The sequence below is a fragment of the Pseudomonas cavernae genome (genome assembly GCF_003595175.1).
Classification (GTDB): Bacteria; Pseudomonadota; Gammaproteobacteria; order Pseudomonadales; family Pseudomonadaceae; genus Aquipseudomonas; species Aquipseudomonas cavernae.
This window is the reverse complement of record NZ_CP032419.1, coordinates 3,095,896-3,122,450: the sequence shown is the minus strand read 5'-3', so window position 1 is coordinate 3,122,450 and position 26,555 is coordinate 3,095,896. Positions and strand designations below refer to the sequence as shown.

Below are 26,555 nucleotides of genomic sequence, written 5' to 3'. Positions count from 1 at the left end.
CCGGTCTCCAGCTGGCGCGCGTATAGTGAACGTACTTGCCGTGGAGGGCGCTGCAATGGCCCACGAACTCTATACCCGCACGAACCAGAAACTGTATTTCGCCGGCCTGGCCCTCACTGCCTGGCAGCAGGCGGAAGAAGGGCGGGCGATGAATGCCCAGGCGCTGATCCAGTCCGAACGCGAGGCGGTGCTGTTCCATCTCTATGGCGCCTTGCTCGGACTGTGTCATGAGATCGCGGGCTATTACCGCCTGCCGCAAAGCCATGTGCCGCGCGTCGAGCTGTTCCTGCTGCCTGAGGTGTTAAGTCAGGCACCCTGTCCGGAGCTGGCCGAGTTGGTCGAGCTGGCGCAGCAGTCGGAAACCTGGCTGGCGCAGCTATTGGCCGCGTATGCGGCGTTATTTCAGCCACCGCAGGCACCCAAGAAGGCCAAAGTCGATCCGGCCTTGCCGTTGATCGAGTCGGTCAGCCTGGATGAAGAAGTGCCACTGGCGCGCCAGGAGCTTGAGGACTGGCGGCAACAGCTGAAAGGGCTGGCGCTGCGTTTTCGTGAGTCGCTCAGTGAGTGCTGAGTCGCTTGGCGCCTGGGCTAGGGCAGAACCCCAGCCGACTGGTACACTCGCGGCCCTTTTCTGGAGGTTCTGATGTCTACATCCTTTCTTGAAATCGTGGAATTGCCCGACGGGCGTATTGCCTTGCGACGCGCCGAGGATCAAGAGGCATTGGTGACTCTGGACTTTTCCGCCGATGCCAAGACTTTTCTGCAGGGCCACCATATTGAGGTGGCCAAAGCCATGCTGAATGTCGGGGTGCAGATGGCAGGGCGCCTGGCGGAAGGCGATTTCGACCGCGATGAAGAGCCGCGAGTGCTGCACTGAGTCGAGTGCGGTGGGGTAAGGCGATAAATCGATTGAGCGCTGCTGTAGGCCGTGCTCGCATGGTGAGAGTGGCACATCCTTGTGCCGAGGGGAGTCGAGCTCTCGGCTTTTCTGTCAACCCAGGCTGATATTCAGGCTCTGAGCACCACCCTGGCGGGCGGCGGCGGCCAGTTCCTGGCGCGCTGGGCTATGTAGCGGGTGTAGCCAGCTGACAACTGTGTGACTGCGGCCGAGGCGCAGGGCCTCGCAAGCCAGTTGCAGAGCACTTTGGCCCTGACTTGGTTGCAGAATCAGGATGCGCTCGCGGTTCAGGCCGGTGTCGCGCAGCCAAGCTTGGGTCAGGCTGGCGGGTGGAGCGATTAAGGTCAGCCAACGGGCATCGAGGTTCTCGCTTAATTCCCGGAGGATCGGCGCCAGCAGATGCAGGCGGTTGCCTACGGCACCCCGCAGCGACAGTTCACTGAACGTTTCAGGTTCATCGAACCAGGCGGCGGTATCTGCAATTTCGGGTATCGACGGCGCCACGGGTTGAGCCAGAAAGGCCTCGAACAGTGGAAGCTGAGTACGACTGAGCGACTGCGGGAACTGCATAAAGCCTCCTCTAGCGGCGGATTACGCCGACACTCAAACCTTCAATGATCAGATCCTGGGTTTCCAGATCTACTTCGATGGGGGCGAATTCGGGGTTTTCGGCAATCAGCCAGACCTTGTTGCCTTCGCGTTTGAAGCGTTTCACTGTGACCTCATCATCCAGCCGGGCCACGACGATCTGGCCATTGCGTGCTTCGCGGGTGGTATGCACTGCCAGTAGGTCGCCATCAAGGATGCCGACGTCCTTCATGCTCATGCCGCGTACGCGTAACAGATAATCGGCGGCAGGCTGGAAAAAGGCTGGGTTGATCCGGCAGGCCTCTTCGACATTCTGTTGCGCCAAGATCGGCGCGCCGGCCGCGACTCGGCCGATGATGGGCAGACCTTCTTCCTCACTGCTCGGTTCGAAACCGGGGATGCGGATACCACGGGAGGCCCCGGGGGTCATCTCGATGGCGCCTTTGCGGGCCAGCGCCTTGAGATGTTCTTCGGCGGCATTGGGTGACTTGAAGCCGAGTTCCTGGGCGATTTCCGCGCGCGTCGGAGGGTAGCCGTTATCTTCCAGGCAACGCTTGATGAACTCCAGAATCTCGGTTTGGCGCGGCGTTAGCTTCAGCATGGCTGTACTCTGTTTTTTTATACAGTGACTGGAATTATATACAGTGATTCGGCCTTGGCAATCCCTGCTTGGATTGTCAGGCCGCTGTAACTTACGCGTCCCAATCAGCGTCTGGTTTAGGCTTATGATTAGCGGGCTCGCAAGCAAGCTGGCTGGAGCCTGCATGCGTTGCTTGACAAGCGAGCAGGGTGGTACGTATGTTTCAAACAAGTGTTTGTTAGGTATATTTGTAATGGCCCAGTCGGAAACCGTCGAACGTATTCTCGACGCAGCAGAACAGTTGTTCGCCGAAAAAGGTTTCGCTGAGACCTCGTTGCGTTCGATTACCAGCAAGGCCGGGGTCAACCTGGCGGCGGTGAACTATCACTTCGGTTCGAAGAAAGCGCTGATTCAGGCGGTGTTCTCGCGCTTTCTCGGACCTTTCTGCAACAGTCTCGAGCGCGAACTGGATCGTCGGCAGGCTAGGGCCGAGCATAAGGCCAGTCTCGAGGAGTTGCTGGAGATCCTGGTCGAGCAAGCGCTGGCGGTAAAGCCGCGCAGCGGCAACGATCTGTCGATTTTCATGCGCTTGCTCGGTCTGGCCTTCAGCCAGAGCCAGGGGCATCTGCGGCGCTATCTGGAAGACGCCTATGGCAAGGTGTTTCGCCGTTACATGATGTTGTTGCATGAGGGGGCTCCGCGCATTCCGCCGCTCGAACTGTTCTGGCGCATCCACTTCATGCTCGGCGCGGCGGCGTTCAGCATGTCCGGGATCAAGGCATTGCGGGCAATTGCCGAAAATGACTTCGGCGTCAACACCTCCATTGAGCAGGTGATGCGCCTGATGGTGCCGTTTCTGGCGGCGGCCATGCGGGCCGACAGCGGGGTGACCGATGAGGCTCTGGCTGCCGCGCAACTGAAACCGCGCAGCAAGACGGCGACCCCGGCTGCGGCCAAGGTCTGACCCGCCTGGCGGTGGGCGCGGCTGGCCTGATCGGCTAAGCTAGCCGCCCATGCGCACTCTCGATCTTCTGCACATTTCTCTCGCCGACCAGTGCCTTTATGGCTTCGCCGCCGGGCGGCTGGTGCTGCGCCTGCCGGTTTCTACGGCGTTGAAGGGGGCCGGCGAGCGCCATGGCTCGGGTTGTACTCCGCGTGGCCTGCATCAGGTGCGGGCAAAAATCGGCGAAAGCTTGCCAGCAGGGGCAGTGCTGCGTGGGCGACGTTGGACCGGCGAAGTCTGGTCCACTGAACTGAATGCGCAATTTCCCGGGCGCGACTGGATTCTCACCCGTATCCTCTGGCTGAGTGGCTGCGAGCCAGGCCGCAACCGTCTCGGCGGCGTCGATACCTTCCGCCGCTACATCTACCTGCACGGTACGCCCGATAGCGAGCCCATGGGTGTGCCGCTCTCCCACGGCTGCATTCGTTTGCGCAATGCCGATCTGCTGGAACTCTTCCCGCGTGTTCCCATCCACTGTGCGGTGCTAATCGATGAAGCGCCGTGCCCGGACTGGGCCGCGGCCGAACTCGTGTAAGGATTCGTTATGACTTCAAGCCTGCAAGGCTCTTTGATGCTGGATATCGGCGGCACCTGGCTGACCGCTGAAGACCGGCTGATTCTTCGGCAACCGCAAGTGGGTGGTTTGATCCTGTTTGCGCGCAATATCGAGCATCCCCGTCAGGTGCGCGAGTTGAGCGCGGCCATTCGCGCGGTGCGCCCGGATCTGCTGCTGGCGGTGGATCAGGAGGGCGGGCGGGTGCAGCGCCTGCGCCAGGGCTTCGTACGCCTGCCGGCGATGCGTGCCATAGCCGACAACGCCAATGCCGAGTGGTTGGCTGAACAATGCGGTTGGCTGATGGCCACCGAGGTGCTGGCGGTCGGTCTGGATCTCAGCTTCGCCCCGGTGCTCGACCTCGACTACCAGCGCAGCGCCGTGGTCGGCAGCCGTGCCTTCGAGGGCGACCCACAACGCGCGACGCTGCTGGCCGGGGCCTTTACCCGCGGCATGAATGCCGCGGGCATGGCGGCGACCGGCAAGCATTTCCCCGGTCACGGCTGGGCTGAGGCGGATTCCCATGTGGCCATCCCGATTGACGAACGCACTCTGGAGCAGATCCGCGCCAATGACCTGCGGCCTTTTGCCCAGCTCAGCAAAAAGCTGGCGGCGGTGATGCCGGCGCATGTCATTTACCCGCAGGTGGACGCACAGCCGGCCGGTTTCTCCCGCCGCTGGCTGCAGGACATCCTGCGCGGCGAGTTGGGCTTCGACGGAGTGATCTTTAGCGATGACCTGTCCATGGCCGGCGCCCATGTGGTCGGCGATGCCGCCAGCCGCATCGAGGCGGCACTCGCTGCCGGCTGTGACATGGGCCTGGTGTGCAATGACCGCGGCGCCGCCGAGCTGGCCCTGAGTGCCTTGCAGCGCCTCAGGGTGCAGGTGCCGGCACGTCTGGCGCGCATGCGCGGCCAGGGTTTCGCGACCACCGAATACCGCCAGCAGCCGCGCTGGCTGGCGGCCGTGGCCGATCTGCGCACCGCCCAGTTGATTGATTGAGGAAAGCGACATGACCGTTTACGCCATCATCGGCGGTACTGGCCTGACCCAGCTGGAGGGCTTGACCCTGAGCGCCGCGCTGAATATCGACACACCCTATGGCGCGCCCTCGGCCCCTGTGTTGCGTGGTAACTACGCCGGGCGCGAGGTGCTGTTCCTCGCCCGCCACGGTCATCCGCACCGGATTCCACCGCATCAGGTGAATTACCGCGCCAATCTGTGGGCGCTCAAGCAGGCCGGCGCCGAGGCAATCCTCGCGGTCAATGCGGTCGGAGGCATCCACCCGGCCATGGGCACCGGTCACTTCTGCGTGCCGCATCAGATCATCGATTACAGCTGGGGGCGCGAACACACCTTCTTCGCCGGTGAGCTGGATCATGTCACCCATGTCGACTTCAGCTACCCCTACGACGAGCGCCTGCGCCGGCAGCTGACCGCTGCGCTGATGGCAGAAAGCTGTGCTTATAGTGGCCACGGCGTGTACGCCTGCACCCAAGGCCCGCGGCTGGAGTCCGTAGCAGAGATCGCTCGACTGGAGCGCGACGGCTGCGACATTGTCGGCATGACCGGGATGCCGGAAGCCGTGCTGGCACGCGAGCTGGAGCTGCCCTATGCCTGTCTGGCGCTGGTGGTGAACCCGGCAGCGGGCAAGTCGTCTGGAGTGATCACCATGGCCGAGATCGAGCGGGCACTGGCCGATGGCATGAACCAGGTCAAGGCGGTGCTGGCGCGGGTGCTGGGCGCGTAAGAGCCTGTTTACGATCTGCTGCGCGTCGGCCATACGGCGTTGAAATCGGGCTCAGAATGCTCATTTACAACGCGTAAACTGCGCTTCTTCGCCCGATTTCGCCTTGTCTGGCTCTAGCACGCGAGATCGTAAACAGACTCTAAGAGCCTGCGAGCTGCTCAACGTCCTGTGCGCTTGCCGGACGCGCCCGGCAGCGGGGCGAATAGGGCATCGATGTCCTCCGGCTGAATCTGCCAATCGGCCTTCTCGTCGCCTTCCAGTACGCCAGCGGCGAGGGCGGCTTTGCGTTGCTGCAACTGCTGGATCTTTTCCTCGACGGTGCCGCGGGCGATCAACTTGTAGACGAATACCGGCTTGTCCTGGCCGATGCGATAGGCGCGGTCGGTGGCCTGGTTTTCCGCCGCCGGATTCCACCAGGGATCGAAGTGGATCACGGTATCGGCGGCGGTCAGATTGAGGCCGGTGCCACCGGCCTTAAGGCTGATCAGAAACAGCGGCACTTCACCGTTCTGAAAGCGCCGCACCGGCGTACGCCGATCGCGGGTGGCGCCGGTGATCTGCACATAGGGCAGTTCGCGGTGCTGCAGTTCTTCTTCGATCAGCGCGAGCATCGAGGTGAATTGCGAGAACAGCAGCACGCGGCGGCCCTCTTCGAGCAGTTCGGCGAGCATCTCCAGCAGGCTGTCGAGCTTGCTCGAATGGCTGCCGATCTTGCGCCCGGGCATTTCGCTCTTCACCAGGCGCAGGTCGCAACAGACCTGGCGCAGCTTCAGCAGCGCCTCAAGGATGACGATCTGGCTGCGGCCCAGGCCCTTACGCTCGATTTCCTCGCGCACCTTGCGGTCCATCGCTAGGCGTACCGTCTCGTAGAGGTCGCGTTGCGCCTCGTTGAGTTCGACCCAGTGAACGATTTCGCTCTTGGCCGGCAGTTCCTTGGCCACCTCTTCCTTCTTGCGCCGCAGCAGGAACGGCTTGAGTCGCGCATTGAGGTGAGCCAGGCGGGCGGGATCGCCATGCTTTTCGATCGGCGTGCGGTAGTCGCGGTTGAACTGTTTGTTGTCGCCGAGCCAGCCGGGCATGAGGAAGTGGAATAGCGACCAGAGTTCGCCCAGGTGATTTTCCAGCGGCGTGCCGGTCAAGCACAGGCGTTGTCGCGCCTCGAGCTGTCGGGCGGCCTGGGCCGCCTTGCTGGTCGGGTTCTTGATGTACTGCGCTTCGTCGAGGATCAGCACGTGCAAGGGTTGCTGGCGTAGCCGCTCGAGGTCGCGGGGCAGCAAGGCGTAAGTGGTCAGCAGCAGATCGTAGTCGGCCAGATGCGGGAAATTCTGCTGGCGCTGCGGGCCGTGCAGGGCCAGCACACGCAGCGCGGGAGTAAAGCGTGCGGCTTCGTCCTGCCAGTTGGGAATCAGGCTGGTGGGCATCACCGCCAGAGCCGGGCGGTCGAGGCGTCCGGCGCGCTTTTCCGTGAGCAGGTGGGCCAGGCTTTGCAAGGTCTTGCCCAGGCCCATGTCATCGCCCAGCACGCCGCCGGTTTCCAGTTCGCGCAGCGTCTGCATCCAGCTCAGGCCGTCGAGCTGGTAGGGGCGTAATTCGGCATTCAGGCCAAGGGGCGGCGCGACGACGGTATGCTGGCAGTCGCGTAGCTTGTGGGCGAATTCGCGCAGGCGCTCGCCGCCTTGCCAGTGCAGCTCCAGGCCGTCCAGGCCCTGCAGGCGCGCGGCGTCGGGGGCGGCCAGACGCAGGCTGGCGCTGGCTGGCTGATCGGGTAGATAGAGTTCGCCGAGGGTGCTCAACACTGGCTTGAGGCGGCCGAAGGGCAGCAGCACTTGCAGTGGCTGGCCGTCCGTCGAGCGCTGGGCGTCGAGCTGTAGGCGCAGCATTTCTGAATCCGCGCGCTTGGCCAGGCTCTGGGCACTGAGCAGTTCCGGGGTGCGCTGGATCAAACGCAGCAGCACCGGCAACAGGCTGATGCGCCGGCCGTCGACGACGATGCCCAGTTCCAGCTCGAACCAATCGTGCTCGGGCGCTTCGTCGAGCTCGGCGTACCAGCTGTCCACCGGGGTGAGGTCGAAAGCGAAGCCAGGCGTGATCTCGATTTGCCAGCCCTGTGCCTGTAGTGCGGGCAACTGCTGTTGGACGAAATTCAGCCAAGCCTCCTCGCTGGGCAGTTCGAACATTTCCGCCGAGTCCGGGGGCAGCGCCTGGCTTTGTCGCAGGGAGGGGCTGAAGCCGCACTGCTGCAGGATCTTGCGCAAGGCCTGCTCGGCCTGCGGTTGGCGGGCGATGGAGAGTATCTCGTGGTCGCGGACGGCGCGGAACCGTCCAGTTTTGCCCAGGCGGCCATGGGTTTTTTCGCCTTCATAAAGAAAGGCCAGCCCGGCACGGTGCTGGTAGCTGCTGAGGGTGCGTGCGTTGCGCGGATCGTAGTAGGCGTGAGTGAGGCTGCCGAGGCTGAGCAGGGGGGTGGGCTGCAGGTCGTCGATGCGACGTTCCAGCCGTGCCGTTGGTATCTCGGCTTGCGGCGGCTGCTCCAGCAGGTGCAGGAGCACCGCGACCACATGCTTGCAGTTGTAGCCGACCGGGCAGCTGCAGCGGCCGGCGACCGCCGCGAAGGCGGGGTCGAGACGGATCAGCTGGCGGTAGTTGTGCTTGCCCGAGCCGCGGCAATGGGCGGTGAGCTGCTGGCCGCTGAGCTCGACGGCGTGGACGCGCTGCTCGCGGGCATAACCCTCGCCGCGACGCAGGGTGGCGGCATCGAAGGCATTGGTCCAGGGCAGGCTGCGCAGCCGTGCGACGAATGCCGAGATGCTGTCCATGCCGGTTACAGCGGCACGATCTTGATCAGTACGCCGAGGTTGGAGTGATCCAGATAGGTCAGCTCGCCATTCTTCAGGCGCGCGTTCTGCTTCAGGCGCTCGCTGCCGGTGAGCAAGCCGTCGGCATCGAAGCGGTTGATCCAGAAGTCCAGGGCGACATCGGTGAAGCGCACCTGGGTAAGCGTGACGGTGCCTTCAACCGGGTGATGGCCGAACTGCTGGTTGCCTTCCGCGACCGCGACCTTGCTCGGCGTGGCAGACAGGTTCTGCGCCCAGGCCTTGTGCAGCAGCACCTGATAGCCGTTGTCCGGGCTCAGCTTGGCGGCGGCGTCATCCAGGGCGGTGCCGCGCTCGCTGCCGGCGATCGCCTGCGCGCCTGCGGCCCAGTCGTCCGGCGCCGGCTGGCTGGCCGGCAGCGGGTCGCCGGCCTGGCGGAAGACGATCAGTTCGACCTGATACTGCCCATCGGCCATGGCCAGCGGGGCGAACAAAGCGAGTAGCAGGGCCAGATGGCGGAAGATACGCATGAAGTCAGTCCTTTAAGCAGATTGCGGTGCGAGGCGCTCGAACAGCGCCTCCAGTGTATTGAAGCGTTCTTCCGGGCGCTCCATCGGCACCTGGAATTTGAACAGGGTGGCGCCTTCGAACTTGTAACGGTTCGGCTGACTCTGGATCAGCTTGATCAGGGTCAGCGGATCGACGCAGGTATTGCCGGCGAACTCGATGCGCCCGCCCTGCGGGCCGGCGTCGACCTTGTTGATGCCGAGCTTTTCCGCCTGCAGCTTGAGCAGGGTCAGGCGCACCAGGTGCTTGGTCGGCTCCGGCAGCAGGCCGAAGCGGTCGATCATCTCCACCTGCAGTTCTTTCAGGCCATCCTCGTCTGCGGCCGAGGCGATGCGCTTGTAGAGGATCAGTCGCGCATGCACATCCGGCAGGTAGTCCTCGGGGATCAGCGCCGGCAGGCGCAGGTTGATCTCCGGGCCGCCGCCGAGCGGCTGTTCGAGGTTCGGCTGCTCGCCCTTGCGAATGGCTTTCACCGCGCGTTCGAGCATTTCCATATAAAGCGTGAAGCCGACCGCCTGGATCTGCCCGCTCTGGCCATCGCCAAGCAGCTCGCCGGCGCCGCGGATCTCCAGATCGTGGGTGGCGAGGACGAAGCCGGCACCGAGGTCCTGAGCATTGGCGATGGCTTCCAGGCGCTTCTGTGCGTCGTCGGTGGTCTGCTGACGTGGCGGCGTCAGCAGGTAGGCATAGGCCTGGTGGTGGCTGCGGCCGACCCGGCCGCGCAATTGGTGCAGCTGGGCCAGGCCGAACTTGTCGGCGCGCTCGATGAGAATGGTGTTGGCGCTCGGCACGTCGATGCCGGTCTCGATGATGGTCGAGGCGATCAGCACGTTGAAACGCTTATGGTAGAAGTCGCTCATCACCTGTTCGAGGTCGCGCTCGCGCATCTGTCCGTGGCCGATGCCGATGCGCGCTTCCGGCACCAGTTCGGCGAGGTCGGCGGCGCACTTCTCGATGGTTTTCACATCGTTGTGTAGGTAGTAGACCTGGCCGCCGCGCAGCAGCTCGCGCAGCAAGGCCTCCTTGATGGTGGGCTTGTTGGACTCCATCACGAAGGTGCGCACCGACAGCCGGCGCGCCGGCGGGGTGGCGATGATCGACAGGTCGCGCATGCCCGACACCGCCATATTCAGCGTTCTCGGAATGGGAGTCGCGGTGAGGGTGAGGATGTCCACCTCGCTGCGCAGCGCCTTGAGCTGTTCCTTCTGACGCACGCCGAAGCGGTGCTCTTCGTCGATGATCACCAGGCCGAGGTTGTGGAACTTCACATCGCCCTGCAGCAGCTTGTGGGTGCCGATGACGATATCCAGCTTGCCTTCGGCCAGCTGCCGCACCGCGCCTTCGACTTCCTTGGCCGACTTGAAGCGGCTCATCACCTCGACCGTCACCGGCCAGTCGGCGAAGCGGTCGCGGAAGCTGTTGTAGTGCTGCTGGGCGAGCAGGGTGGTGGGCACCAGTACGGCCACCTGCTTGCCGCTGTGCACGGCGAGGAAGGCGGCGCGCATGGCCACTTCGGTCTTGCCGAAGCCGACGTCGCCGCAGACCAGGCGGTCCATCGGCTTGGCCGCGAGCATGTCCTCACGTACGGCGTCGATGGCGGTCTGCTGGTCCGGGGTTTCCTCGAAGGGGAAGCCGGCGCTGAAGGTGGCGTAGTCGGCGCCCGGGTCGCGGAAGGCGAAGCCCTCGCGGGCGGCGCGGCGGGCATAGATGTCGAGCAGCTCGGCGGCGACGTCGCGCACCTGCTCGGCGGCCTTGCGCTTGGCCTTCTGCCAGGTTTCCGAGCCGAGCCGGTGCAGCGGGGCGAGGGCGTCGTCGCTGCCGGTGTAGCGGGCGATCAGGTGCAGGCTGGCGACCGGCACGTAGAGCTTGGCTTCCTCGGCGTACATCAGGGCGAGGAATTCGGCGGCCTGGCCGTCGATTTCCAGGGTGATCAGCCCCAGATAGCGGCCGACGCCGTGGTCGATATGCACCACCGGCGCGCCTTCGCGCAGCTCGGCGAGGTTCTTGATCACGTTGTCGCCGGCGTCGCGGCCTTTCTCGCGGCGCCGGCGCTGCATGACGCGCTGGCCGAACAGCGGGCTCTCGGCGATCAGGGCCAGCTCGTCGAGCAGCAGACCCTCGTCCAGCGGCGCGATGCAGATTGCCAGACGCTCACCGCTGGCGGCAAACTCCGGCCAGCCGCGGACTTCCAGTGGCTTCAGCTTGAGGCGGGCGAGCAGCTCGAGCAGCACCTCGCGACGGCCGGCGGATTCGGCGCCGAACAGCACGCGGCCCGGATATTCCTCGATAAAGCGGCGCAGCGCGGCGAGTGGCTCGTGGGCCTTGGCCTGGATCGCCAGTTCGGGCAGCGGGCGGGCATGGAAGCGTTCGCGACCGACGCCAGGCTCGACATCCTCCTGGCTGGCGATCACCCGCGGCCAGTTCTTCAGGCGGGCGAAGCAGTCCTCGACCGGCAGGAACAATTCACCTGGCGGCAAAAGTGGTCGTTCCGGATCGACGCGGCGCTCCTCGTAGCGGTTACGCACGTCGTGCCAGAACTGCTCGGCGGCCTGCTCGATGCCCGGCAGGGAGAACACCTGGGTGTCCTGCGGCAGGTAGTCGAACAGGGTGGCGCTTTCTTCGAAGAACAGCGGCAGGTAGTACTCGATGCCGGCCGGGGTGATGCCGCTGGTCAGGTCTTGATAGATCGGGCAGCGGCGGAAATCGACGTCGAAGCGTTCGCGGAAGCGCCCGCGGAAGTCGGTGACGGCCTTCTTGTCCAGCGGGAACTCGCGGGCCGGCAGCAGGCGGATCGATGCGACCTTGTCGATTGAGCGCTGGGTCTCCGGGTCGAAGGTGCGCAGCGTCTCGATCTCGTCGTCGAACAGGTCGATGCGGAAGGGCTGCTCGCTGCCCATCGGAAATAGATCGATCAGCGCGCCGCGCACGGCGAACTCGCCATGCTCGTAGACGGTATCCACGCAGCGATAGCCGGCCGCTTCCAGGCGCAGGCGCATCTGCTCGACATCCAGCTTCTGGCCAACGTCCAGCACCAGGCTGGAGCCGAGCAGGAAGCGTGTCGGCGCCAGGCGGTGTAGGGCGGTGGTGATCGGCACTACCAGCACGCCGTGGCTCAGCTCCGGCAAACGGTAGAGGCTGGCGATGCGCTGGGAAATGATGTCCTGGTGCGGCGAGAACAGGTCGTAGGGCAGGGTTTCCCAGTCGGGGAAATGCAGCACCGGCAGCTCCGGAGCAAAGAAGCCGAGTTCCTGCTCCAGACGCTCGGCGGCCTGGCTATCGGCGGTCAGCAGCAGGGTGAAGCGCTTGGCGGCGCTCGCGGCCTCGGCGATGGCGAGAGACAGCGCGGCACCCGGCAGGTTGCCCCAGTGCTGTTTGCCCGCCGCAGCGGGCAGGGGGGGAAGGCGCAATACGGGCACGGGCGGTCGTCGCTCCGGTCGGGAAATGGACCGGCGGATTGTAACTATCCTGATGACCTGCTGTCAGTGTCAGCGCGGCTGCCGATTGCCGTCGCCATCTGGCGCCGTCATAATGTAGCCCCTTTTTTCAGCCCCTACATGTGGAAGGTACTGCCCGTGACTCAGAAGCCCGACCAGTGTCTCGGTGAGTGGATTGACCGTGAAGCCCTCGCGGAAGCGATGATTCCGCTGATTGGCCAGCTCTACCGCAATAACAGCGTAGTGACCTCGATCTACGGCCGTGGTCTGATCAACCGTTCGGTGATCGACATTCTGAAAGCCCACCGCTTCGCCCGCCATCGTCTGGCCAACGACAGCGAACTGTCGGTGCACGATACCTTCCCGATCCTCAAGGCCATGAGCGAGCTCAAGCTGGGCGCCGCCTCGGTCGACCTGGGCAAGATGGCTGCCAAGTTCAAGGCCGAAGGCCGCGCTCGCAGCCTCGAGCAGTTCGTCAAGGACGAGCTGGCTGATGTGGTCGGCAAGCAGAACGGCTCCGGCCGTGAAGGCACCGACGTGGTGCTCTACGGCTTCGGTCGCATCGGCCGCCTGCTGGCGCGTATCCTGATCGAGAAGACCGGTGGTGGCGACGGCCTGCGTCTGCGCGCCATCGTCGTGCGCAAAGGGGCGAGCAATGATCTGGTCAAACGTGCCAGCCTGCTGCGCCGCGACTCGGTACATGGCAAGTTCGACGGCACCATCACCATCGATGAGGCCAACAACACCCTGACCGCCAACGGCAACCTGATCCAAGTGATCTACGCCAAAGACCCGAAGGAAGTCGATTACACCCAGTACGGCATCAAGAACGCCCTGCTGGTCGATAACACCGGCGTATGGCGTGATGCCGACGGCCTCGGCCAGCACCTGGCCTGCCCGGGTGTTGCTCGCGTGGTGCTCACCGCTCCTGGCAAGGGCGCGCTGAAGAACATCGTGCACGGCATCAACCACAGCGAAATCACCGCAGACGACAAGATCATCTCCGCGGCGTCCTGCACCACCAATGCCATCGTACCGGTGCTGAAAGCGATCAATGACCAGTACGGCATCGTCAATGGTCATGTGGAAACCGTACACAGCTACACTAACGACCAGAATCTGATCGACAACTTCCACAAAGGCGATCGCCGTGGTCGTAGCGCACCGCTGAACATGGTCATCACCGAAACCGGTGCGGCCACCGCTGCGGCCAAGGCGCTGCCGATCCTGAAAGGCAAGCTGACCGGCAACGCCATTCGCGTACCGACGCCGAACGTGTCGATGGCCATTCTCAACCTGAACCTTGAGAAGTCCACCACGCGCGATGAGGTCAACGAGTACCTGCGCCAGATGGCCATGCATTCGGAACTGCAGAAGCAGATCGATTACGTCGCCTCGCAGGAAGTGGTGTCCACCGACTTCGTCGGCTCGCGCCACGCCGGTGTGGTCGATGCCGAAGCGACCATCTGCAACGACAACCGCGTGGTCCTCTACGTGTGGTACGACAACGAGTTCGGTTACAGCTGCCAGGTGGTGCGCGTGATGGAAGAGATGGCCGGGGTCAACCCGCCAGCCTTCCCGCGCTAAGCGTCGGTTATGTATGACAAAACGGGAGCTTCGGCTCCCGTTTTGCGTTTGACCGGCGGTGTATTGGGCTCACTTGAGCGAAGCCAAGGGCTCTGCGGGGGAGTGTTTGTGCGGCTTGATACGCGAGTGTTAGTGGTGCTGGCTAGCCTGCTGCTGGCTGGCTGCGGCGACAGGATCGAAGAGTTTTCCGGGCCGACCATGGGCAGCCATTATTCGCTCAAGTATGTGGCGCAGGCCCGGGCGCCCGGGCAGCAGCGCCTGCGCGCCGAGGTCGAGGCGATTCTCGCCGAGGTGGATGCGCAGATGTCCACCTACCGCAGCGACTCGCTGATTTCCCGTTTCAATGCCCTGCCGGCCGGCAGTTGCCAGGCGATGCCGGCGCCGGTGCTGGAACTGGTGCGTGTGGGCGAGACGTTGGCCCGCGACAGCGATGGGGCCTTCGACCTGACGATCGAGCCATTGCTCGACCTCTGGGGCTTCGGTCCACAGTCGCGCAGTGAGCGGGTGCCGAGTGCAGAAGAAATCGCCCAGGTGCGCGCCAATGTTGGCCATCAGCACCTGCGCATCGACGGCCAGCAGCTGTGTAAAGATGCCGCCGTGCAGGTGGATTTCAACAGCATTGCCGCGGGTTACACGGTCGATCGTGTCGCTCGGCGGCTGGACGAGCTGGGGCTGCGCAGTTACCTGCTGGATATCACCGGTGAGCTCAAGGTACGCGGCCGCAAGCCGGATGGCTCGCCCTGGCGCATCGCCATCGAAGCGCCGCGCGATGATCGCCAGGTGGCCCAGCTGACCTTGGCGCTGGAGGGTTATGGTGTGTCCACCTCCGGTGATTACCGCAATTATTTCGAAGTCGGCGGGCAGCGCTATTCGCATACCATCGATCCCCACACTGGCGCGCCGGTGACTCACCCGCTGGCGGCCGTCACTGTGGTGGCGCGTTCGGCCCTGCGTGCCGATGGCTTGTCGACTCTACTGATGGTGCTGGGGACTGAGCGCGGTCTGGCTTTTGCGGAGGAAAAGGGTATTGCGGCGTTGTTCGTCAGTCGTGATGGCAGCGGTTTTCGCAGTCGCGCCAGCAGCGCGTTTCGCCGCTTGTTGCCTGCGGCGGAGGCGGGGGCTTTGTAGTGGCGACAAAATTCGCCTACCCCACGACCAAGCGCTAATGTGCAGCGCCAGTCGCCGGGTTTAAGCTGCAGGGCAGTTCCTGGCGGGACGGGCAATAATTGTGTTCGCCACAGCCATGAGCTGTGGTGCAGCCGCGGAGCACCAAAGCGCCGCGGCCTGTTGAAAAGGAGTAAGCATGGCGGTCTACAACTACGACGTAGTGGTGCTCGGTTCGGGTCCCGCGGGTGAAGGTGCGGCGATGAGCGCGGCGAAGAGCGGTCTTAAGGTGGCGGTTGTCGACAGCCGCCGCGAAGTGGGCGGCAACTGCACGCACCTCGGCACCATCCCGTCCAAGGCGCTGCGTCACTCGGTGCGGCAGATCATGCAGTACAACACCAACCCGCTGTTCCGCCAGATCGGCGAGCCGCGCTGGTTCTCCTTCCCGGACGTGCTGAAGAGCGCCGAGAAGGTGATTGCCAAGCAGGTCAGCTCGCGTACCGGCTACTACGCGCACAACCGCATCGACATGTTCTTCGGCACCGGCAGCTTCGCCGACGAGCAGACCATCGAGGTGGTCTGCCCGAACGGCGTGGTGGAGAAGCTGGTGGCCAAGCAGGTCATCATCGCCACCGGCTCGCGGCCCTATCGCCCGGCCGATGTCGACTTCAACCACCCGCGGGTCTACGACAGCGACACCATCCTCAGCCTGACCCACACGCCGCGCCGGTTGATCATCTACGGAGCCGGGGTGATCGGCAGTGAATACGCCTCGATCTTCAGCGGCCTCGGCGTGCTGGTCGACCTGATCGACAACCGCGACCAGCTCCTGAGCTTCCTCGACGACGAAATCTCCGATGCGCTCAGCTATCACCTGCGCAACCAGAACGTGCTGATCCGCCACAACGAGGAATACGAGCGCATCGAGGGCGTGGACGACGGCGTGATTCTGCACCTGAAGTCCGGCAAGAAGATCAAGGCCGACGCGCTGTTGTGGTGCAACGGGCGCACCGGCAACACCGACAAGCTGGGCCTGGAGAACATCGGGATCAAGGTCAACAGCCGCGGGCAGATCGAGGTGGACCACAGCTACCGCACCTCGATCTCCAACATCTTCGCGGTTGGCGATGTGATCGGCTGGCCGAGCCTGGCTAGTGCCGCCTATGACCAGGGCCGTTCGGCTGCCGGCAATATTGTCGAGAATGACAGCTGGCGCTTCGTCGATGACGTGCCGACCGGCATCTACACCATTCCGGAGATCAGCTCGATCGGCAAAAACGAGAAGGAGCTGACCCAGGCGAAGATCCCCTATGAAGTGGGCAAGGCATTCTTCAAGGGCATGGCACGGGCGCAGATTTCCAACGAGCCGGTGGGCATGCTGAAGATTCTGTTCCACCGCGAAACCCTGGAAGTGCTGGGTGTGCACTGCTTCGGCTACCAGGCCTCGGAGATCGTGCACATCGGTCAGGCGATCATGAACCAGAAGGGCGAGGCGAATACCATCAAGTACTTCGTCAATACCACCTTCAACTACCCGACCATGGCCGAAGCCTATCGGGTGGCGGCGTTCGATGGTCTCAACCGGCTTTTTTGAGCGGCTCCGACCGGTGGCCTGAGCCGGTCGGAGGGGATTTCTTCAGCGATTCCCGAGCGTGGCGCTGGCCAAACCGGGAAAGTCTGTAATCAGGCTATCCGCGCCGAAATCGGCGAGCCGGCGCATCAGCGCCGGCTCGTTGACCGTCCACACTGACACGTGCAAACCCTGCTTTTGTGCCCTGAGCAAGCGCTCGGGGGTGCACAGCGTCCAGTTCAGCGCCAGCAGGTGGCAGCCATAGCTCTGCGCCACCTTGATCGGGTCGAGCCAAGCGTATTCGGCCACCAGGCCGCGTGCCAGCTGCGGGGTCAGCTCGTTGAGGGCGCGCAACACCTCCCGCGAGCTGGAAGTGACGGTGACCCTATCGGTTATCCCGTATTCCCTGACCAATTCTTGGATCGCCAGCACGGTGCGCGCCGCGCGCTCGCGCGAAGCGCTTTTGACCTCCAGCTGCCAGTGCTCGAACGGACATTGCTCGAACAGTTCGGCCAGGCGTGGAATGGGGCAGGGTTGCGGCCAGCCTGGGCCGCCTAGGCGGGCATCGTATTGCGCCAGTTCGGCAGCATCGTGTTCGACGACTTTGCCGCGATGGCCGGTGGTGCGCTTCAGGCTCGAGTCGTGAATCACCATCAACTCGCCGTCACGCGACAGGTGCAGGTCCAGTTCGCAGCGGCGAACCCCGTGCTCGAGGCATTTCTGGAAGCTGCTCAGGGTGTTTTCCGGGGCTTCGCCTTTGGCGCCGCGGTGGCCGTAGATCTGTGTCACGGGGACTCCTTAGGTTGCTGCTGTGCATCCGGCAATTGCGCGGGGTAGCGCGGGTGGTGGTGGATGACTCTGTCGATTACCCGGCCGCTTTCGAAGTACAGACTGAATTCACGGTAGTCCCAGCGGGTGATCGGCGGCTGGCCGACCGGCGCATGTTCCTGATCGGCGAGGCCGAAGCGCAGCAGTACCGCTTGCTGCGATTCGCCGCGAGCAGGCAGGCGGATATTCGCTGCGCCTTGCTGGCCGAGGGGGATTTCGATGGTCTCCGCCCAGCCAGTGAGCGGGCAGAGGAGGGCGAAGATCAACAGCAGGCGCAACATGGCCGGTCTCCCTCAGCAGGCGGTCGGAAGGTCAGAGTTGCTCGCGCGCCTGCCGCCGCTCCAGCGCCTGTTTTTGCAGGATATGCCGGGCCAGCAACTGACGCTGCGCGTCGCTCATGGCCTCGAATTCGGTGCCGATGTCATACGAGCCGTTGTCCTGCGGCTGGCAATGGATCACCACGGCGCGTACCAATAGACCGAGGGCCTGCGGCATCAGCACCATCTTCATGGCCAGATGGCTACCCAGCGCAATGGGCTGCGGGTGGTCGAAGCCCAGCCCGCCTTCGGACATGCTGACCTGGCGCAACGGGCCGATCTCGCGCAGCAGGTTTTGCGCCAGTGCCTGGCCGAGCAGGTCGGTGCGCTTGTTGATGACTTTCAGGTAGTTGGCCAGGGTGCGGTCGCGCTCGCTGATATGCCGCAGCAGGTGCTGTGACTCGTAGTCCAGCAGGTGCAGTTCGCTGAGCAGGTTGAACAGTGGCGAGCTGTCGTGGAGCGCTTCGCTGGCGGTGGCTTCGGCACCGTCCAGGAGGGTGAATTCCAGTGCGATCGTGTCGTCGATACGATAGTATTCGCGGCGCTCATCTTCATCTTGTGTCGACATGGCGAACCCATGGAATTAGCAGTGGTCTGAGTGTAAAGCTGCTCGCCAGGCCCCGCCACAAGGACGTTTCCTCTTTCGCCAGCGAACCAACTCTTTCTATGTTCAGACCGCTGTCCGTGTTCATCGGCGCCCGCTACACGCGTGCCAAGCGTCGTAGCCATTTCGTTTCCTTCATCTCCCTGACTTCGATGATCGGCCTCGCCCTCGGCGTGCTGGTGATGATCGTGGTGTTGTCGGTGATGAACGGCTTCGATTACGAGATGCGCACCCGCGTGCTGGGCATGGTGCCGCACGCCACCATCGAATCGCCGGAGCCGATCAGCGACTGGCGCGGCATGGCGGCCAAGGTGCTGAAACGCCCGCAGGTCGTGGCCGCCGCGCCTTTTACCCAGATGCAGGGGCTGTTGACCAATAACGGCCAGGTCGAGAAGGTGCTGATCAACGCCGTCGACCCGCAGGAAGAGCGCAAGGTGTCGATCATCGGCGATTTCTTCCGCCAGGGCAGTCTGGATGACCTCAAGGCCGGCAGCTTCGGCATCGTCATCGGCGACAAGGCGGCGACCAAGCTCGGCGTCGGTGTCGGCGACAAGCTCACCTTCGTCGCCCCGGAAGTGACGGTGACCCCGGCCGGCATGTTCCCGCGGATCAAGCGTTTCACCGTGGTCGGTATCTTCCATGTCGGCGCTGGCGAGATCGACGGCCATGTGGCCATGGCCAACCTGGACGACATCGCCCGTCTGCATCGCTGGAAGCCCGGGCAGGTGCAGGGCGTGCGCCTCAAGTTCGCCGATCTGTTCCAGGCACCGCGGATTTCCTGGGACATCGCCCAGCGCCTCGGCGAGGACTACTATGCCCGTGACTGGACGCGCTCGCACGGCAATCTGTATCAGGCGATCCGCATGGAGAAGGCGATGATCGGCCTGTTGCTGTTGCTGATCGTGGCGGTGGCGGCGTTCAACATCATTTCCACCCTGGTCATGGTGGTCACCGACAAGAAGGGCGATATCGCCATCCTCCGCACCCTGGGCGCGACGCCGCAGCAGATCATGCGCATCTTCATGGTCCAGGGCACGGTGATCGGCGTGGTCGGTACCCTGATCGGCGCGGTGCTGGGGATGGTCTCGGCGCTCAACATCAGCAGCTGGATCGCCGCGCTGGAGCGCCTACTGGGGCTGAAATTCCTCAATGCCGATGTGTATTTCATCGATTACCTGCCGTCGCAGCTGATGCGCGAAGACGTCGTCCTGGTGTGCGGCGCGGCGCTGGTCCTGAGTTTCCTCGCCACTCTTTATCCGGCCTGGCGTGCCGCACGTACCGAGCCTGCGGAGGCGTTACGTTATGAGTAAGCAAGTTGTTCTGAGTTGCCGCAACCTGGGCAAGAGCTATGACGAGGGCCCGCAGTCGGTGGAAGTGCTGGCTGGCCTCGAACTGGAATTGCAGGCGGGCGAGCGAGTGGCGATCGTCGGCAGCTCCGGTTCGGGCAAGAGCACCTTGCTGAACATGCTCGGCGGCCTGGATACCCCCAGTCAGGGCAGCGTCTGGCTGGCCGGCGAAGAGCTGTCGGCGCTTAACGAGAAGGCCCGCGGTCTGTTGCGCAATCGTGAGCTGGGCTTCGTCTACCAGTTCCACCACCTGCTGCCGGAGTTCACCGCGCTGGAGAACGTGTGCATGCCGCTGTTGATCGGCAAGACTGCGATTCCCGCGGCGCGTGAGCGGGCCACGGCCTTGCTGCAGCGGGTCGGTCTCGGTCATCGCCTGACGCACAAGCCGGCCGAGCTGTCCGGTGGCGAGCGTCAGCGCGTGGCCATCGCCCGGGCGCTGGTCAACCAGCCCGGTCTGGTGCTGCTCGACGAGCCCACCGGCAACCTCGACCATCACACCGCCCAGGGCATCCAGGAGCTGATGCGTGAACTGAGCAGCTCGTCGAACACCGCCTTCCTGGTGGTGACCCACGACCCCGAGCTGGCCGGGCAGATGGATCGCATCCTGCGCCTGGAAGATGGCCGGCTGGTGGCTGCCTGATGTTCCGGCCTCTTTCGATCTTCATCGGCAGCCGCTATACCCGAGCCAAGCGGCGCAACCACTACATCTCGTTCATCTCGCTGACCTCGATGATCGGCCTGGCGCTCGGTGTGCTGGCGATGATCGTGGTGCTGTCGGTGATGAATGGTTTCCAGAAGGAAATGAGTGCGCGCATCCTCGGCATGGTGCCGCACGCCACTCTCGTTGGCGTGCAGCCGCTGGACGATTGGCGTGCAGTAGCGAGCAAGGCCGAAGCCAATCCGCAGGTGCTGGCGGCGGCACCGTTCAGCGAGCTGGAGGGCATGCTGTCGTACAAGGGCGCCATGCAGTCGGTGCAAATCAACGGCGTCGATCCGCAGGAAGAGCCCAAGGTGTCGATCATCGGCGAGCATATCGTCCAGGGCCGTCTCGATGACCTCAAGCCGGGTGGGTTCGGCGTGGTCATCGGTGAAATCACCGCGCGGCGCTTCCGTATCAACGTCGGCGACAAGCTGACCCTGATCATTCCCGAGGCCAGTTCGGCGCCCGGCGGCATCACCCCGCGCATGCAGCGTCTCAACGTGGTGGGCGTGTTCAAGGTCGGCGCCGAGTTGGACGGCAACCTGGCGCTGATCCATGTTGCCGATGCTGCGGCCATGCAGCGCATGCAGCCGGGGCAGGTACAGAGCGTGCGCCTGGCTCTGAAGGATCTGTATCAGGCGCCCCAGGTGGCGGCGGCGCTTGCCGGCCAGCTGGGGCAGGGCTACCGCGCCAGCGACTGGACCCAGACCCAGGGCAGCCTGTTCAGCGCGATGAAGATGGAGAAGACCATGATCGGCCTGCTGTTGCTGCTGATCGTCGCGGTGGCGGCCTTCAACATCATCGCCACGCTGATCATGGTGGTGGCCGACAAGGGCGGCGACATTGCCATCCTGCGTACCCTCGGTGCCACGCCGGGGCAGATCATGGCCACCTTCGTGGTCCAGGGTTCGATCATCGGCGTGATCGGCACCTCTATCGGCGTCGTGCTCGGGGTGATCGCCGCGCTGAATGTCAGCAGCCTGGTCGGCTGGCTGGAGCGGATCAGCGGCCAGCATATCTTCAGCTCGGATGTGTATTTCATCAGCAACTTGCCCTCCGAGTTGCAGGGAGCGGACGTGTTGCTGATCGCCGTTGCGGCGCTGTCCCTGAGTTTCCTCGCGACCCTCTATCCGTCCTGGCGCGCGGCGCAGATCCAGCCAGCGGAAGCCTTGCGTTACGAGTGATTCACGCCCATGAAAAACGCCGCTTACGAGCGGCGTTTTTCATGGGGTGCGTTCTCGTCGCGCTTCGCGGCGCTTGTTCCAGTTGCGCTGCACCCACCAGCGCCAGTACAGCCTGGTCAACACATAGCCGCCAAGAGCGGCGAGAATGCCACAGACCACCGAGCCGAGCAGAAAGGGTTGCAGGATGGGTTTCCACATCAACTGGATCAGCTCCCACGACGGCTCGTCGAAGAAGCGGCCGATTCGTGGCCACACCTGTTCGCCGACCTGACCGGCCGGTACCTGCATGATCCAGGCACCCAGCTTATAGGTGCAGTAGAACACCGGCGGCATGGTGATCGGGTTGGTCAGCCACACCAGGCCCACCGCAATCGGCAGATTGCTGCGCACCGGCACCGCCAGGCTGGCGGCCAGCAGCATCTGCATGGGAATGGGAATGAAGGCGGCGAACAGGCCCACGGCCATGGCCCGCGCCACCGAGTGGCGGTTGAGGTGCCAGAGGTTGGGGTCGTGCATCAGAGTGCCGAGAAAACGCAGCGATTTGTGCTCGCGGATGCTTTGCGGATTGGGCATGTAGCGCTTGAACAGGCGTCGCGGCATAAGCTTCTCGGGCAGGACGTGATGCCGGGGTATTATGCACGGAATTGCAGGGACGCCACTTTCGCAGATTGTGACAGCGATTTAGTGACCGTACCTATGTTCGCTGCAGACTCATGGACGAGGTTTTCTGGAGCTCGCTCGTATGCGCACAGGGATGCTGGCGCTCGCCGTGGGGCTATTGGCCCTGCGTTTTCTCCCGGCGTTGCCGCCGGTGTGGTTGCTGCTGGTTCTGCCGCTGGTCGGCCTGATGGCGCTGCCGTTTCGCAGCTATCCGCTGGCGTTCTTTCTCTTCGGCTTCAGCTGGGCCTGCGCTTCGGCGCACTGGGCGCTGAGCGATCGCCTGGTTCCCGAGTTGGATGGTCGCACCCTGATCTTGCAGGGTCTGGTGACCGGGCTGCCGGAGCACGATACCGGGGTAGTGCGCTTTCAGCTCGAACAGGTCGTTGCGCGGCGCGCCAAGCTGCCGCAGCGTCTACGCCTGGCCTGGTATGACGGCCCCCCAGTGCAGGCCGGCGAGCGCTGGCAACTGGCCGTCAAGCTCAAGCGGGGCCATGGGCTGGTCAATCCGCAGTCGTTCGACTACGAGGCCTGGTTGCTGGCGCAGCGCATTGGCGCCGTTGGCACAGTCAAGCGCGGCGAGCGCCTGAGCCCGGCGCAGGGCGCGTCGGCCTGGCGCGATGAGTTGCGCCAGCGCCTGCTCGCAGTCGATGCCTTCGGTCGCCAGGGCGCGCTGGCGGCCCTGGTACTGGGGGACGGCTCGGGACTTTCGGTCGCCGACTGGCGCGTGCTGCAGGACACCGGCACCGTGCATTTACTGGTGATCTCCGGCCAGCATGTGGCGTTGCTGGCGGCGCTGGTTTATGGCCTGGTGGCCGGGCTGGCACGTTTGGGCCTGTGGCCAAGTCGCTGGCCCTGGCTGCCTTGGGCCTGTGCGCTGGCATTCGCCGCGGCGCTCGGCTATGGCCTGCTCGCCGGCTTCGAGGTGCCGGTGCGGCGCGCTTGCCTGATGGTGGCGATGGTGTTGCTCTGGCGCCTGCGTTTTCGCCATCTGGGGGTATGGCTGCCCTGGCTGTTGGCGCTCAATGGCGTACTGCTGGCGGAGCCGCTGGCCAGCTTGCAGCCGGGTTTTTGGTTGTCGTTCGCCGCCGTGGCGGTGCTTGCCCTGGTGTTCAGCGGGCGTCTGGGTGCCTGGTCCTGGTGGCACAGTTGGGGTCGGGTGCAGTGGACCATGGCCATCGGGTTATTGCCGGCGCTGCTAGCCCTTGGGCTGCCGCTCAGCGCCAGCGGACCGCTGGCCAATCTGATCGCGGAGCCTTGGGTCAGTCTGGCCGTGGTGCCGCTGGCCTTGCTCGGCACAGTGCTGCTGCCATTGCCCGGGCTGGGTGAGGCCGTGCTGTGGCTGGCGGGTGGATTGCTGGAGCTGTTGTTCCGTGTACTCGGCATGATCGCCGCCGGGGCTCCGGCCTGGCAGGCCACGGCATTGCCATTTTGGGCTTGGCTGCTGAGTGCCTGCGGGGCGTTGTTGCTGCTCCTGCCGACCGGTATCCCCATGCGTGCGTTGGGGCTGGCCATGCTGCTGCCGTGCTTCTTTCCGCCACCGAACTCGCCGGCGCCGGGGCGTGCGGAGGTCTGGTTATTGGATGTCGGTCAGGGCCTGGCGGTGCTGCTGCGCACCCATGAACATGCGCTGCTGTATGACGCCGGGCCGCGCTATGGCGACTTCGACATCGGCGAGCGGGTGGTGTTGCCCTCGTTGCGCGGGCTGGATGTGCGGCGCTTGGATTTGCTGCTGCTCAGCCATGCCGATAGCGACCATGCCGGCGGCGCCCCAGCCGTGCAGCGCGGACTACCAATAGACCAAGTGCTCAGCGGCGAGGCCGCGGCGTTGCCACCCGTGTTAGGGGCCGAGCCATGTGTCGACGGTGCCAGTTGGAGCTGGGATGGGGTGCGATTCACCACCTGGCGCTCGGCCGTAGCGCAGGAGGGCAATCCGGCCAGTTGCGTGTTGCGGGTCGAAGCCAATGGCGAAGCTCTGCTATTGACCGGCGATATCGATGCGCGCGTCGAGCGGGCATTGCTCGATGCCGGTCGCGAGGTGCGGGCCGATTGGCTGCTGGCGCCACATCACGGCAGTCGCAGCTCTTCGACGGCGGCCTTTATCAAGGCGGTGCAGCCGCGCGCGGTGCTGTTCTCCCGGGGTGCGCACAACGCTTTCGGTCATCCGCATCCTCAGGTCGTGGCGCGCTATCGGGCGCTGCAGGTGCGGGCCTACGACACCGTGGAAAATGGCGCCCTGCGCATCGAATTAGGCGCCCATCGCGACGCTCACGGTTTGCGCGAACAGGGCCGGTTCTGGCGGGAAAAATGAGAACAGCGGCGGTCGGCGGCATCCGCTCCCTATGCTAGAGTGGCGCGACTTTTCCAAGGGGAATCAATGCCGTGTGGGAACTGGTAAAAGCGGGTGGCTGGATGATGCTGCCGATCATTCTCTGTTCTATCGCCGCCATGGGCATCATCGTCGAAAGACTATGGACCTTGCGCGCCAACCGGGTTTCGCCGCCGCAATTGCTCGGTCAGGTCTGGTTGTTGATCAAGAACAAGCAGCTGAATGCGCAGAAACTCAAGGAAATTCGTGCCTCCTCGCCGCTCGGTGAAGTGCTGGCGGCCGGCCTGGCCAATTCCAAGCATGGTCGCGAGATCATGAAAGAGTGCATCGAAGAGGCGGCCAGCCGTGTCATCCACGAGCTCGAGCGCTACCTCAACGCCCTCGGCACCATCGCTGCCATGGCGCCGCTGCTCGGTCTGCTCGGCACGGTGTTCGGCATGATCGATATTTTCACCGGCTTCATGGGTACCGGCACGGCTAATGCGCCAATGCTCGCCGGCGGGATCGGCAAGGCCCTGGTGACCACCGCGGCCGGCCTGATCGTGGCGATTCCGGCCGTGTTCTTCCACCGCTTCCTGCTGCGCCGAGTCGACGAACTGGTGGTGGCCATGGAACAGGAGGCGATCAAGCTGGTGGAAGTGGTGCAGGGTAATCGCGAAGTCGATTTCGCTGAGGTGCCCAAAGCGTGAAGTTCCGCCGCAGAGCGGGCAATGTCGCCCGGGAAGAGGTGTTTCTCAACCTAACCTCGCTGATCGACGTGATCTTCGTGTTGCTGCTGTTCTTCGTGGTCACCACCACCTTCAGCCGCCCCACCCAGCTGAAAGTCGATCTGCCCGAGGCCGCGAGCGGCACACCGCCCGAAGCCACCGAGCTGAAGCAACTGGAAGTGGCGATCAGCGCCGATGGCAGTTATTCGCTGAATGGCCAGGTGCTGGCGAAAAGCGATCTGACTACCCTGATGGCGGCGGTGCAGAAAGAATCGGCCGGCGATAGCAGCCTGCCGCTGACCATCAGCGCCGATGGCAAAACTCCGCATCAGGCGGTGGTCACCGCCATGGATGTGGCCGGCAAGCTCGGTTTCAGCCATCTGCGCATCACCACCATCGAGGCGCAGGCAGCGCCCTGATGGCCCTGGCCGATCGTCTGCTCACAGCCTGGTATGCCGGGCATCCGGCGTTGCATCTGCTGCGGCCGCTGGCGTGGCTCTACCGCGGCGTGGTGCAACGCAAGCGCCGGCGTTTCCTCGCCGGCGAGGGCGCTATCTACCGTGCCCCGGCGCCGGTGGTGGTGGTCGGCAATATCACCGTTGGCGGCACCGGCAAGACGCCACTGATCCTCTGGCTGATCGAGCATTGCCGCCAGCGCGGCCTCAGGGTCGGCGTGGTCAGCCGCGGCTACGGGGCCACGCCGCCGCAGTTGCCCTGGCGAGTTGGCGCTGACCAGAGTGCCGCCATCGCCGGCGACGAGCCATTGCTGATCGTCCAGCGCACCGGCGTGCCGCTGATGATCGATCCCGACCGTTCCCAAGCCGTGCGTGCCTTGCTCGCGGCCGAAACGCTTGACCTGATCCTCTGTGACGACGGCCTGCAGCATTACCGTCTGGCCCGTGACCTTGAGCTGGTGCTGATCGATGCCGCCCGCGGCCTGGGCAACGGCCGCTGCCTGCCGGCCGGACCGCTGCGCGAGCCGGTCGAGCGCCTGCGCAGCGTCGACGCACTGCTATACAACGGTGCCGACGACGATGTCACGCTGGGTTATGGTTTCCAGCTGCGGCCGACGGCGCTGGTCAATCTGGCCAGCGCTCAGCGCCAGCCGCTTAGCTATTTCGCTCCTGGTCAGCAACTGCATGCGGTGGCCGGCATCGGCAACCCGCAGCGTTTCTTCAATACGCTCGAAGCGCTAAACTGGCGGCCAATCCCGCATCCCTTCGCCGACCATGCGCAGTACAGCGCGCAGGCACTGGCTTTCAGTCCGTCGCTGCCATTGCTGATGACCGAGAAGGATGCCGTGAAATGCCGAACCTTCGCCGCGGCCGACTGGTGGTATCTGGCGGTTGATGCCGCACCCTCGGTCGCTTTCGTCACCTGGTTCGACGCCCAATTGGCCCGCCTGCTGCCAGGTCGCCTCTGACCTCAAAGGATTA

Annotated in this window: 25 protein-coding genes; 16 read left to right on the top strand and 9 right to left on the bottom strand. The window is 64.2% G+C overall.

The genetic code is table 11. The features are described from left to right. Window positions 1-55 precede the first annotated feature (55 nt). On the top strand, window positions 56-571 hold the full coding sequence (locus D3880_RS14220; protein ID WP_119894097.1) for a DUF6586 family protein: 516 nt from the start codon (window positions 56-58) through the stop codon (window positions 569-571). A gap of 72 nt (window positions 572-643) precedes the next feature. Continuing rightward, complete coding sequence (locus D3880_RS14215) at window positions 644-877, top strand: hypothetical protein (protein WP_119894096.1); 234 nt, start codon at window positions 644-646, stop codon at window positions 875-877. A 114-nt stretch (window positions 878-991) separates the two neighbouring features. Here D3880_RS14215 and sulA read toward each other — a convergent pair whose 3' ends face one another. Next, a complete protein-coding gene (sulA, locus tag D3880_RS14210) occupies window positions 992-1,468 on the bottom strand; it encodes an SOS-induced cell division inhibitor SulA (RefSeq protein WP_119894095.1) in 477 nt (158 codons plus the stop codon). Between the two features lie 10 nt (window positions 1,469-1,478). Continuing rightward, window positions 1,479-2,087: a transcriptional repressor LexA gene (gene lexA, locus D3880_RS14205; protein WP_119894094.1), complete on the bottom strand. Its 609-nt coding sequence runs from the start codon at window positions 2,085-2,087 to the stop codon at window positions 1,479-1,481. Window positions 2,088-2,319: 232 nt separating this feature from the next. Here lexA and D3880_RS14200 point away from each other — a divergent pair, with 232 nt between their 5' ends. Genes D3880_RS14200 through D3880_RS14185 form a run of 4 tightly spaced genes read left to right on the top strand, consistent with a single transcriptional unit; the run spans window position 2,320 to window position 5,372 of the window. Further along, window positions 2,320-3,030, top strand: coding sequence for a TetR/AcrR family transcriptional regulator (locus D3880_RS14200; RefSeq protein ID WP_119894093.1), 711 nt, complete (start codon window positions 2,320-2,322; stop codon window positions 3,028-3,030). 49 nt (window positions 3,031-3,079) lie between these two features. Beyond that, a complete protein-coding gene (locus tag D3880_RS14195; RefSeq protein ID WP_119894092.1) occupies window positions 3,080-3,604 on the top strand; it encodes a L,D-transpeptidase in 525 nt (174 codons plus the stop codon). A gap of 21 nt (window positions 3,605-3,625) precedes the next feature. Beyond that, on the top strand, window positions 3,626-4,624 hold the full coding sequence (nagZ, locus tag D3880_RS14190) for a beta-N-acetylhexosaminidase (RefSeq protein WP_177412200.1): 999 nt from the start codon (window positions 3,626-3,628) through the stop codon (window positions 4,622-4,624). A 10-nt stretch (window positions 4,625-4,634) separates the two neighbouring features. Then, the gene (locus D3880_RS14185) at window positions 4,635-5,372 is read left to right on the top strand and encodes an S-methyl-5'-thioinosine phosphorylase (protein WP_119894090.1); all 738 of its coding nucleotides are present in this window, start codon (window positions 4,635-4,637) and stop codon (window positions 5,370-5,372) included. Window positions 5,373-5,530: 158 nt separating this feature from the next. Here the strand turns inward: D3880_RS14185 and D3880_RS14180 are convergent, their stop codons facing one another. From D3880_RS14180 to mfd, 3 genes are read right to left on the bottom strand one after another with little or no spacing between them, the layout of a single operon-like run. Continuing rightward, a complete protein-coding gene (locus D3880_RS14180) occupies window positions 5,531-8,188 on the bottom strand; it encodes a DEAD/DEAH box helicase (protein WP_119894089.1) in 2,658 nt (885 codons plus the stop codon). A 5-nt stretch (window positions 8,189-8,193) separates the two neighbouring features. Beyond that, window positions 8,194-8,715 carry a CsiV family protein gene (locus tag D3880_RS14175; protein ID WP_119894088.1) on the bottom strand — a complete coding sequence of 174 codons (522 nt, stop codon included), beginning with the start codon at window positions 8,713-8,715 and terminating at the stop codon, window positions 8,194-8,196. Window positions 8,716-8,727: 12 nt separating this feature from the next. Beyond that, window positions 8,728-12,168, bottom strand: a complete 3,441-nt coding sequence (mfd, locus tag D3880_RS14170) for a transcription-repair coupling factor (protein ID WP_119894087.1) — start codon at window positions 12,166-12,168, stop codon at window positions 8,728-8,730. 138 nt (window positions 12,169-12,306) lie between these two features. Between mfd and D3880_RS14165 the strand changes: the two genes are divergently transcribed. From D3880_RS14165 to sthA, 3 genes are all read left to right on the top strand, one after another. After that, window positions 12,307-13,773, top strand: coding sequence for a glyceraldehyde-3-phosphate dehydrogenase (locus tag D3880_RS14165; RefSeq protein ID WP_119894086.1), 1,467 nt, complete (start codon window positions 12,307-12,309; stop codon window positions 13,771-13,773). A gap of 198 nt (window positions 13,774-13,971) precedes the next feature. Further along, window positions 13,972-14,901 (top strand): FAD:protein FMN transferase, encoded by a 930-nt coding sequence (locus D3880_RS14160; RefSeq protein ID WP_238474454.1) that lies wholly within the window; start codon window positions 13,972-13,974, stop codon window positions 14,899-14,901. A 175-nt stretch (window positions 14,902-15,076) separates the two neighbouring features. Beyond that, window positions 15,077-16,471 carry a Si-specific NAD(P)(+) transhydrogenase gene (sthA, locus tag D3880_RS14155; RefSeq protein WP_119894084.1) on the top strand — a complete coding sequence of 465 codons (1,395 nt, stop codon included), beginning with the start codon at window positions 15,077-15,079 and terminating at the stop codon, window positions 16,469-16,471. A 42-nt stretch (window positions 16,472-16,513) separates the two neighbouring features. Here the strand turns inward: sthA and D3880_RS14150 are convergent, their stop codons facing one another. The 3 genes from D3880_RS14150 to D3880_RS14140 are packed head-to-tail and all read right to left on the bottom strand — an operon-like array spanning window position 16,514 to window position 18,160. Continuing rightward, window positions 16,514-17,236 carry a glycerophosphodiester phosphodiesterase gene (locus D3880_RS14150; RefSeq protein WP_119894083.1) on the bottom strand — a complete coding sequence of 241 codons (723 nt, stop codon included), beginning with the start codon at window positions 17,234-17,236 and terminating at the stop codon, window positions 16,514-16,516. Further along, on the bottom strand, window positions 17,233-17,556 hold the full coding sequence (locus D3880_RS14145) for a phosphodiesterase (protein WP_119894082.1): 324 nt from the start codon (window positions 17,554-17,556) through the stop codon (window positions 17,233-17,235). Before D3880_RS14145 ends, D3880_RS14150 begins: the two co-directional genes overlap by 4 nt. Window positions 17,557-17,587: 31 nt before the next feature. Beyond that, window positions 17,588-18,160 carry a PilZ domain-containing protein gene (locus tag D3880_RS14140; protein WP_119894081.1) on the bottom strand — a complete coding sequence of 191 codons (573 nt, stop codon included), beginning with the start codon at window positions 18,158-18,160 and terminating at the stop codon, window positions 17,588-17,590. Window positions 18,161-18,258: 98 nt separating this feature from the next. Between D3880_RS14140 and D3880_RS14135 the strand changes: the two genes are divergently transcribed. From D3880_RS14135 to D3880_RS14125, 3 genes are read left to right on the top strand one after another with little or no spacing between them, the layout of a single operon-like run. Then, window positions 18,259-19,506, top strand: a complete 1,248-nt coding sequence (locus D3880_RS14135) for a lipoprotein-releasing ABC transporter permease subunit (protein ID WP_119894080.1) — start codon at window positions 18,259-18,261, stop codon at window positions 19,504-19,506. Beyond that, window positions 19,499-20,182: a lipoprotein-releasing ABC transporter ATP-binding protein LolD gene (gene lolD, locus D3880_RS14130; RefSeq protein ID WP_119894079.1), complete on the top strand. Its 684-nt coding sequence runs from the start codon at window positions 19,499-19,501 to the stop codon at window positions 20,180-20,182. Before D3880_RS14135 ends, lolD begins: the two co-directional genes overlap by 8 nt. Then, a complete protein-coding gene (locus D3880_RS14125) occupies window positions 20,182-21,426 on the top strand; it encodes a lipoprotein-releasing ABC transporter permease subunit (protein ID WP_119894078.1) in 1,245 nt (414 codons plus the stop codon). Before lolD ends, D3880_RS14125 begins: the two co-directional genes overlap by 1 nt. A gap of 39 nt (window positions 21,427-21,465) precedes the next feature. On the opposite strand, the gene D3880_RS14120 is transcribed toward D3880_RS14125, so the two are convergent. After that, a complete protein-coding gene (locus tag D3880_RS14120) occupies window positions 21,466-22,026 on the bottom strand; it encodes a DUF2062 domain-containing protein (RefSeq protein WP_119894077.1) in 561 nt (186 codons plus the stop codon). Window positions 22,027-22,168: 142 nt separating this feature from the next. On the opposite strand from D3880_RS14120, the gene D3880_RS14115 reads away from it, so the two are divergent. From D3880_RS14115 to lpxK, 4 genes are all read left to right on the top strand, one after another. Further along, a complete protein-coding gene (locus tag D3880_RS14115) occupies window positions 22,169-24,394 on the top strand; it encodes a DNA internalization-related competence protein ComEC/Rec2 (RefSeq protein WP_119894076.1) in 2,226 nt (741 codons plus the stop codon). A 71-nt stretch (window positions 24,395-24,465) separates the two neighbouring features. Then, window positions 24,466-25,101, top strand: a complete 636-nt coding sequence (locus D3880_RS14110) for a MotA/TolQ/ExbB proton channel family protein (RefSeq protein ID WP_119894075.1) — start codon at window positions 24,466-24,468, stop codon at window positions 25,099-25,101. Next, window positions 25,098-25,538, top strand: coding sequence for an ExbD/TolR family protein (locus D3880_RS14105; protein ID WP_119894074.1), 441 nt, complete (start codon window positions 25,098-25,100; stop codon window positions 25,536-25,538). Before D3880_RS14110 ends, D3880_RS14105 begins: the two co-directional genes overlap by 4 nt. Continuing rightward, a complete protein-coding gene (lpxK, locus tag D3880_RS14100) occupies window positions 25,538-26,542 on the top strand; it encodes a tetraacyldisaccharide 4'-kinase (protein WP_119894073.1) in 1,005 nt (334 codons plus the stop codon). The genes D3880_RS14105 and lpxK overlap by 1 nt, the downstream gene beginning before the upstream one ends. The last annotated feature ends 13 nt before the right edge of the window (window positions 26,543-26,555 follow it).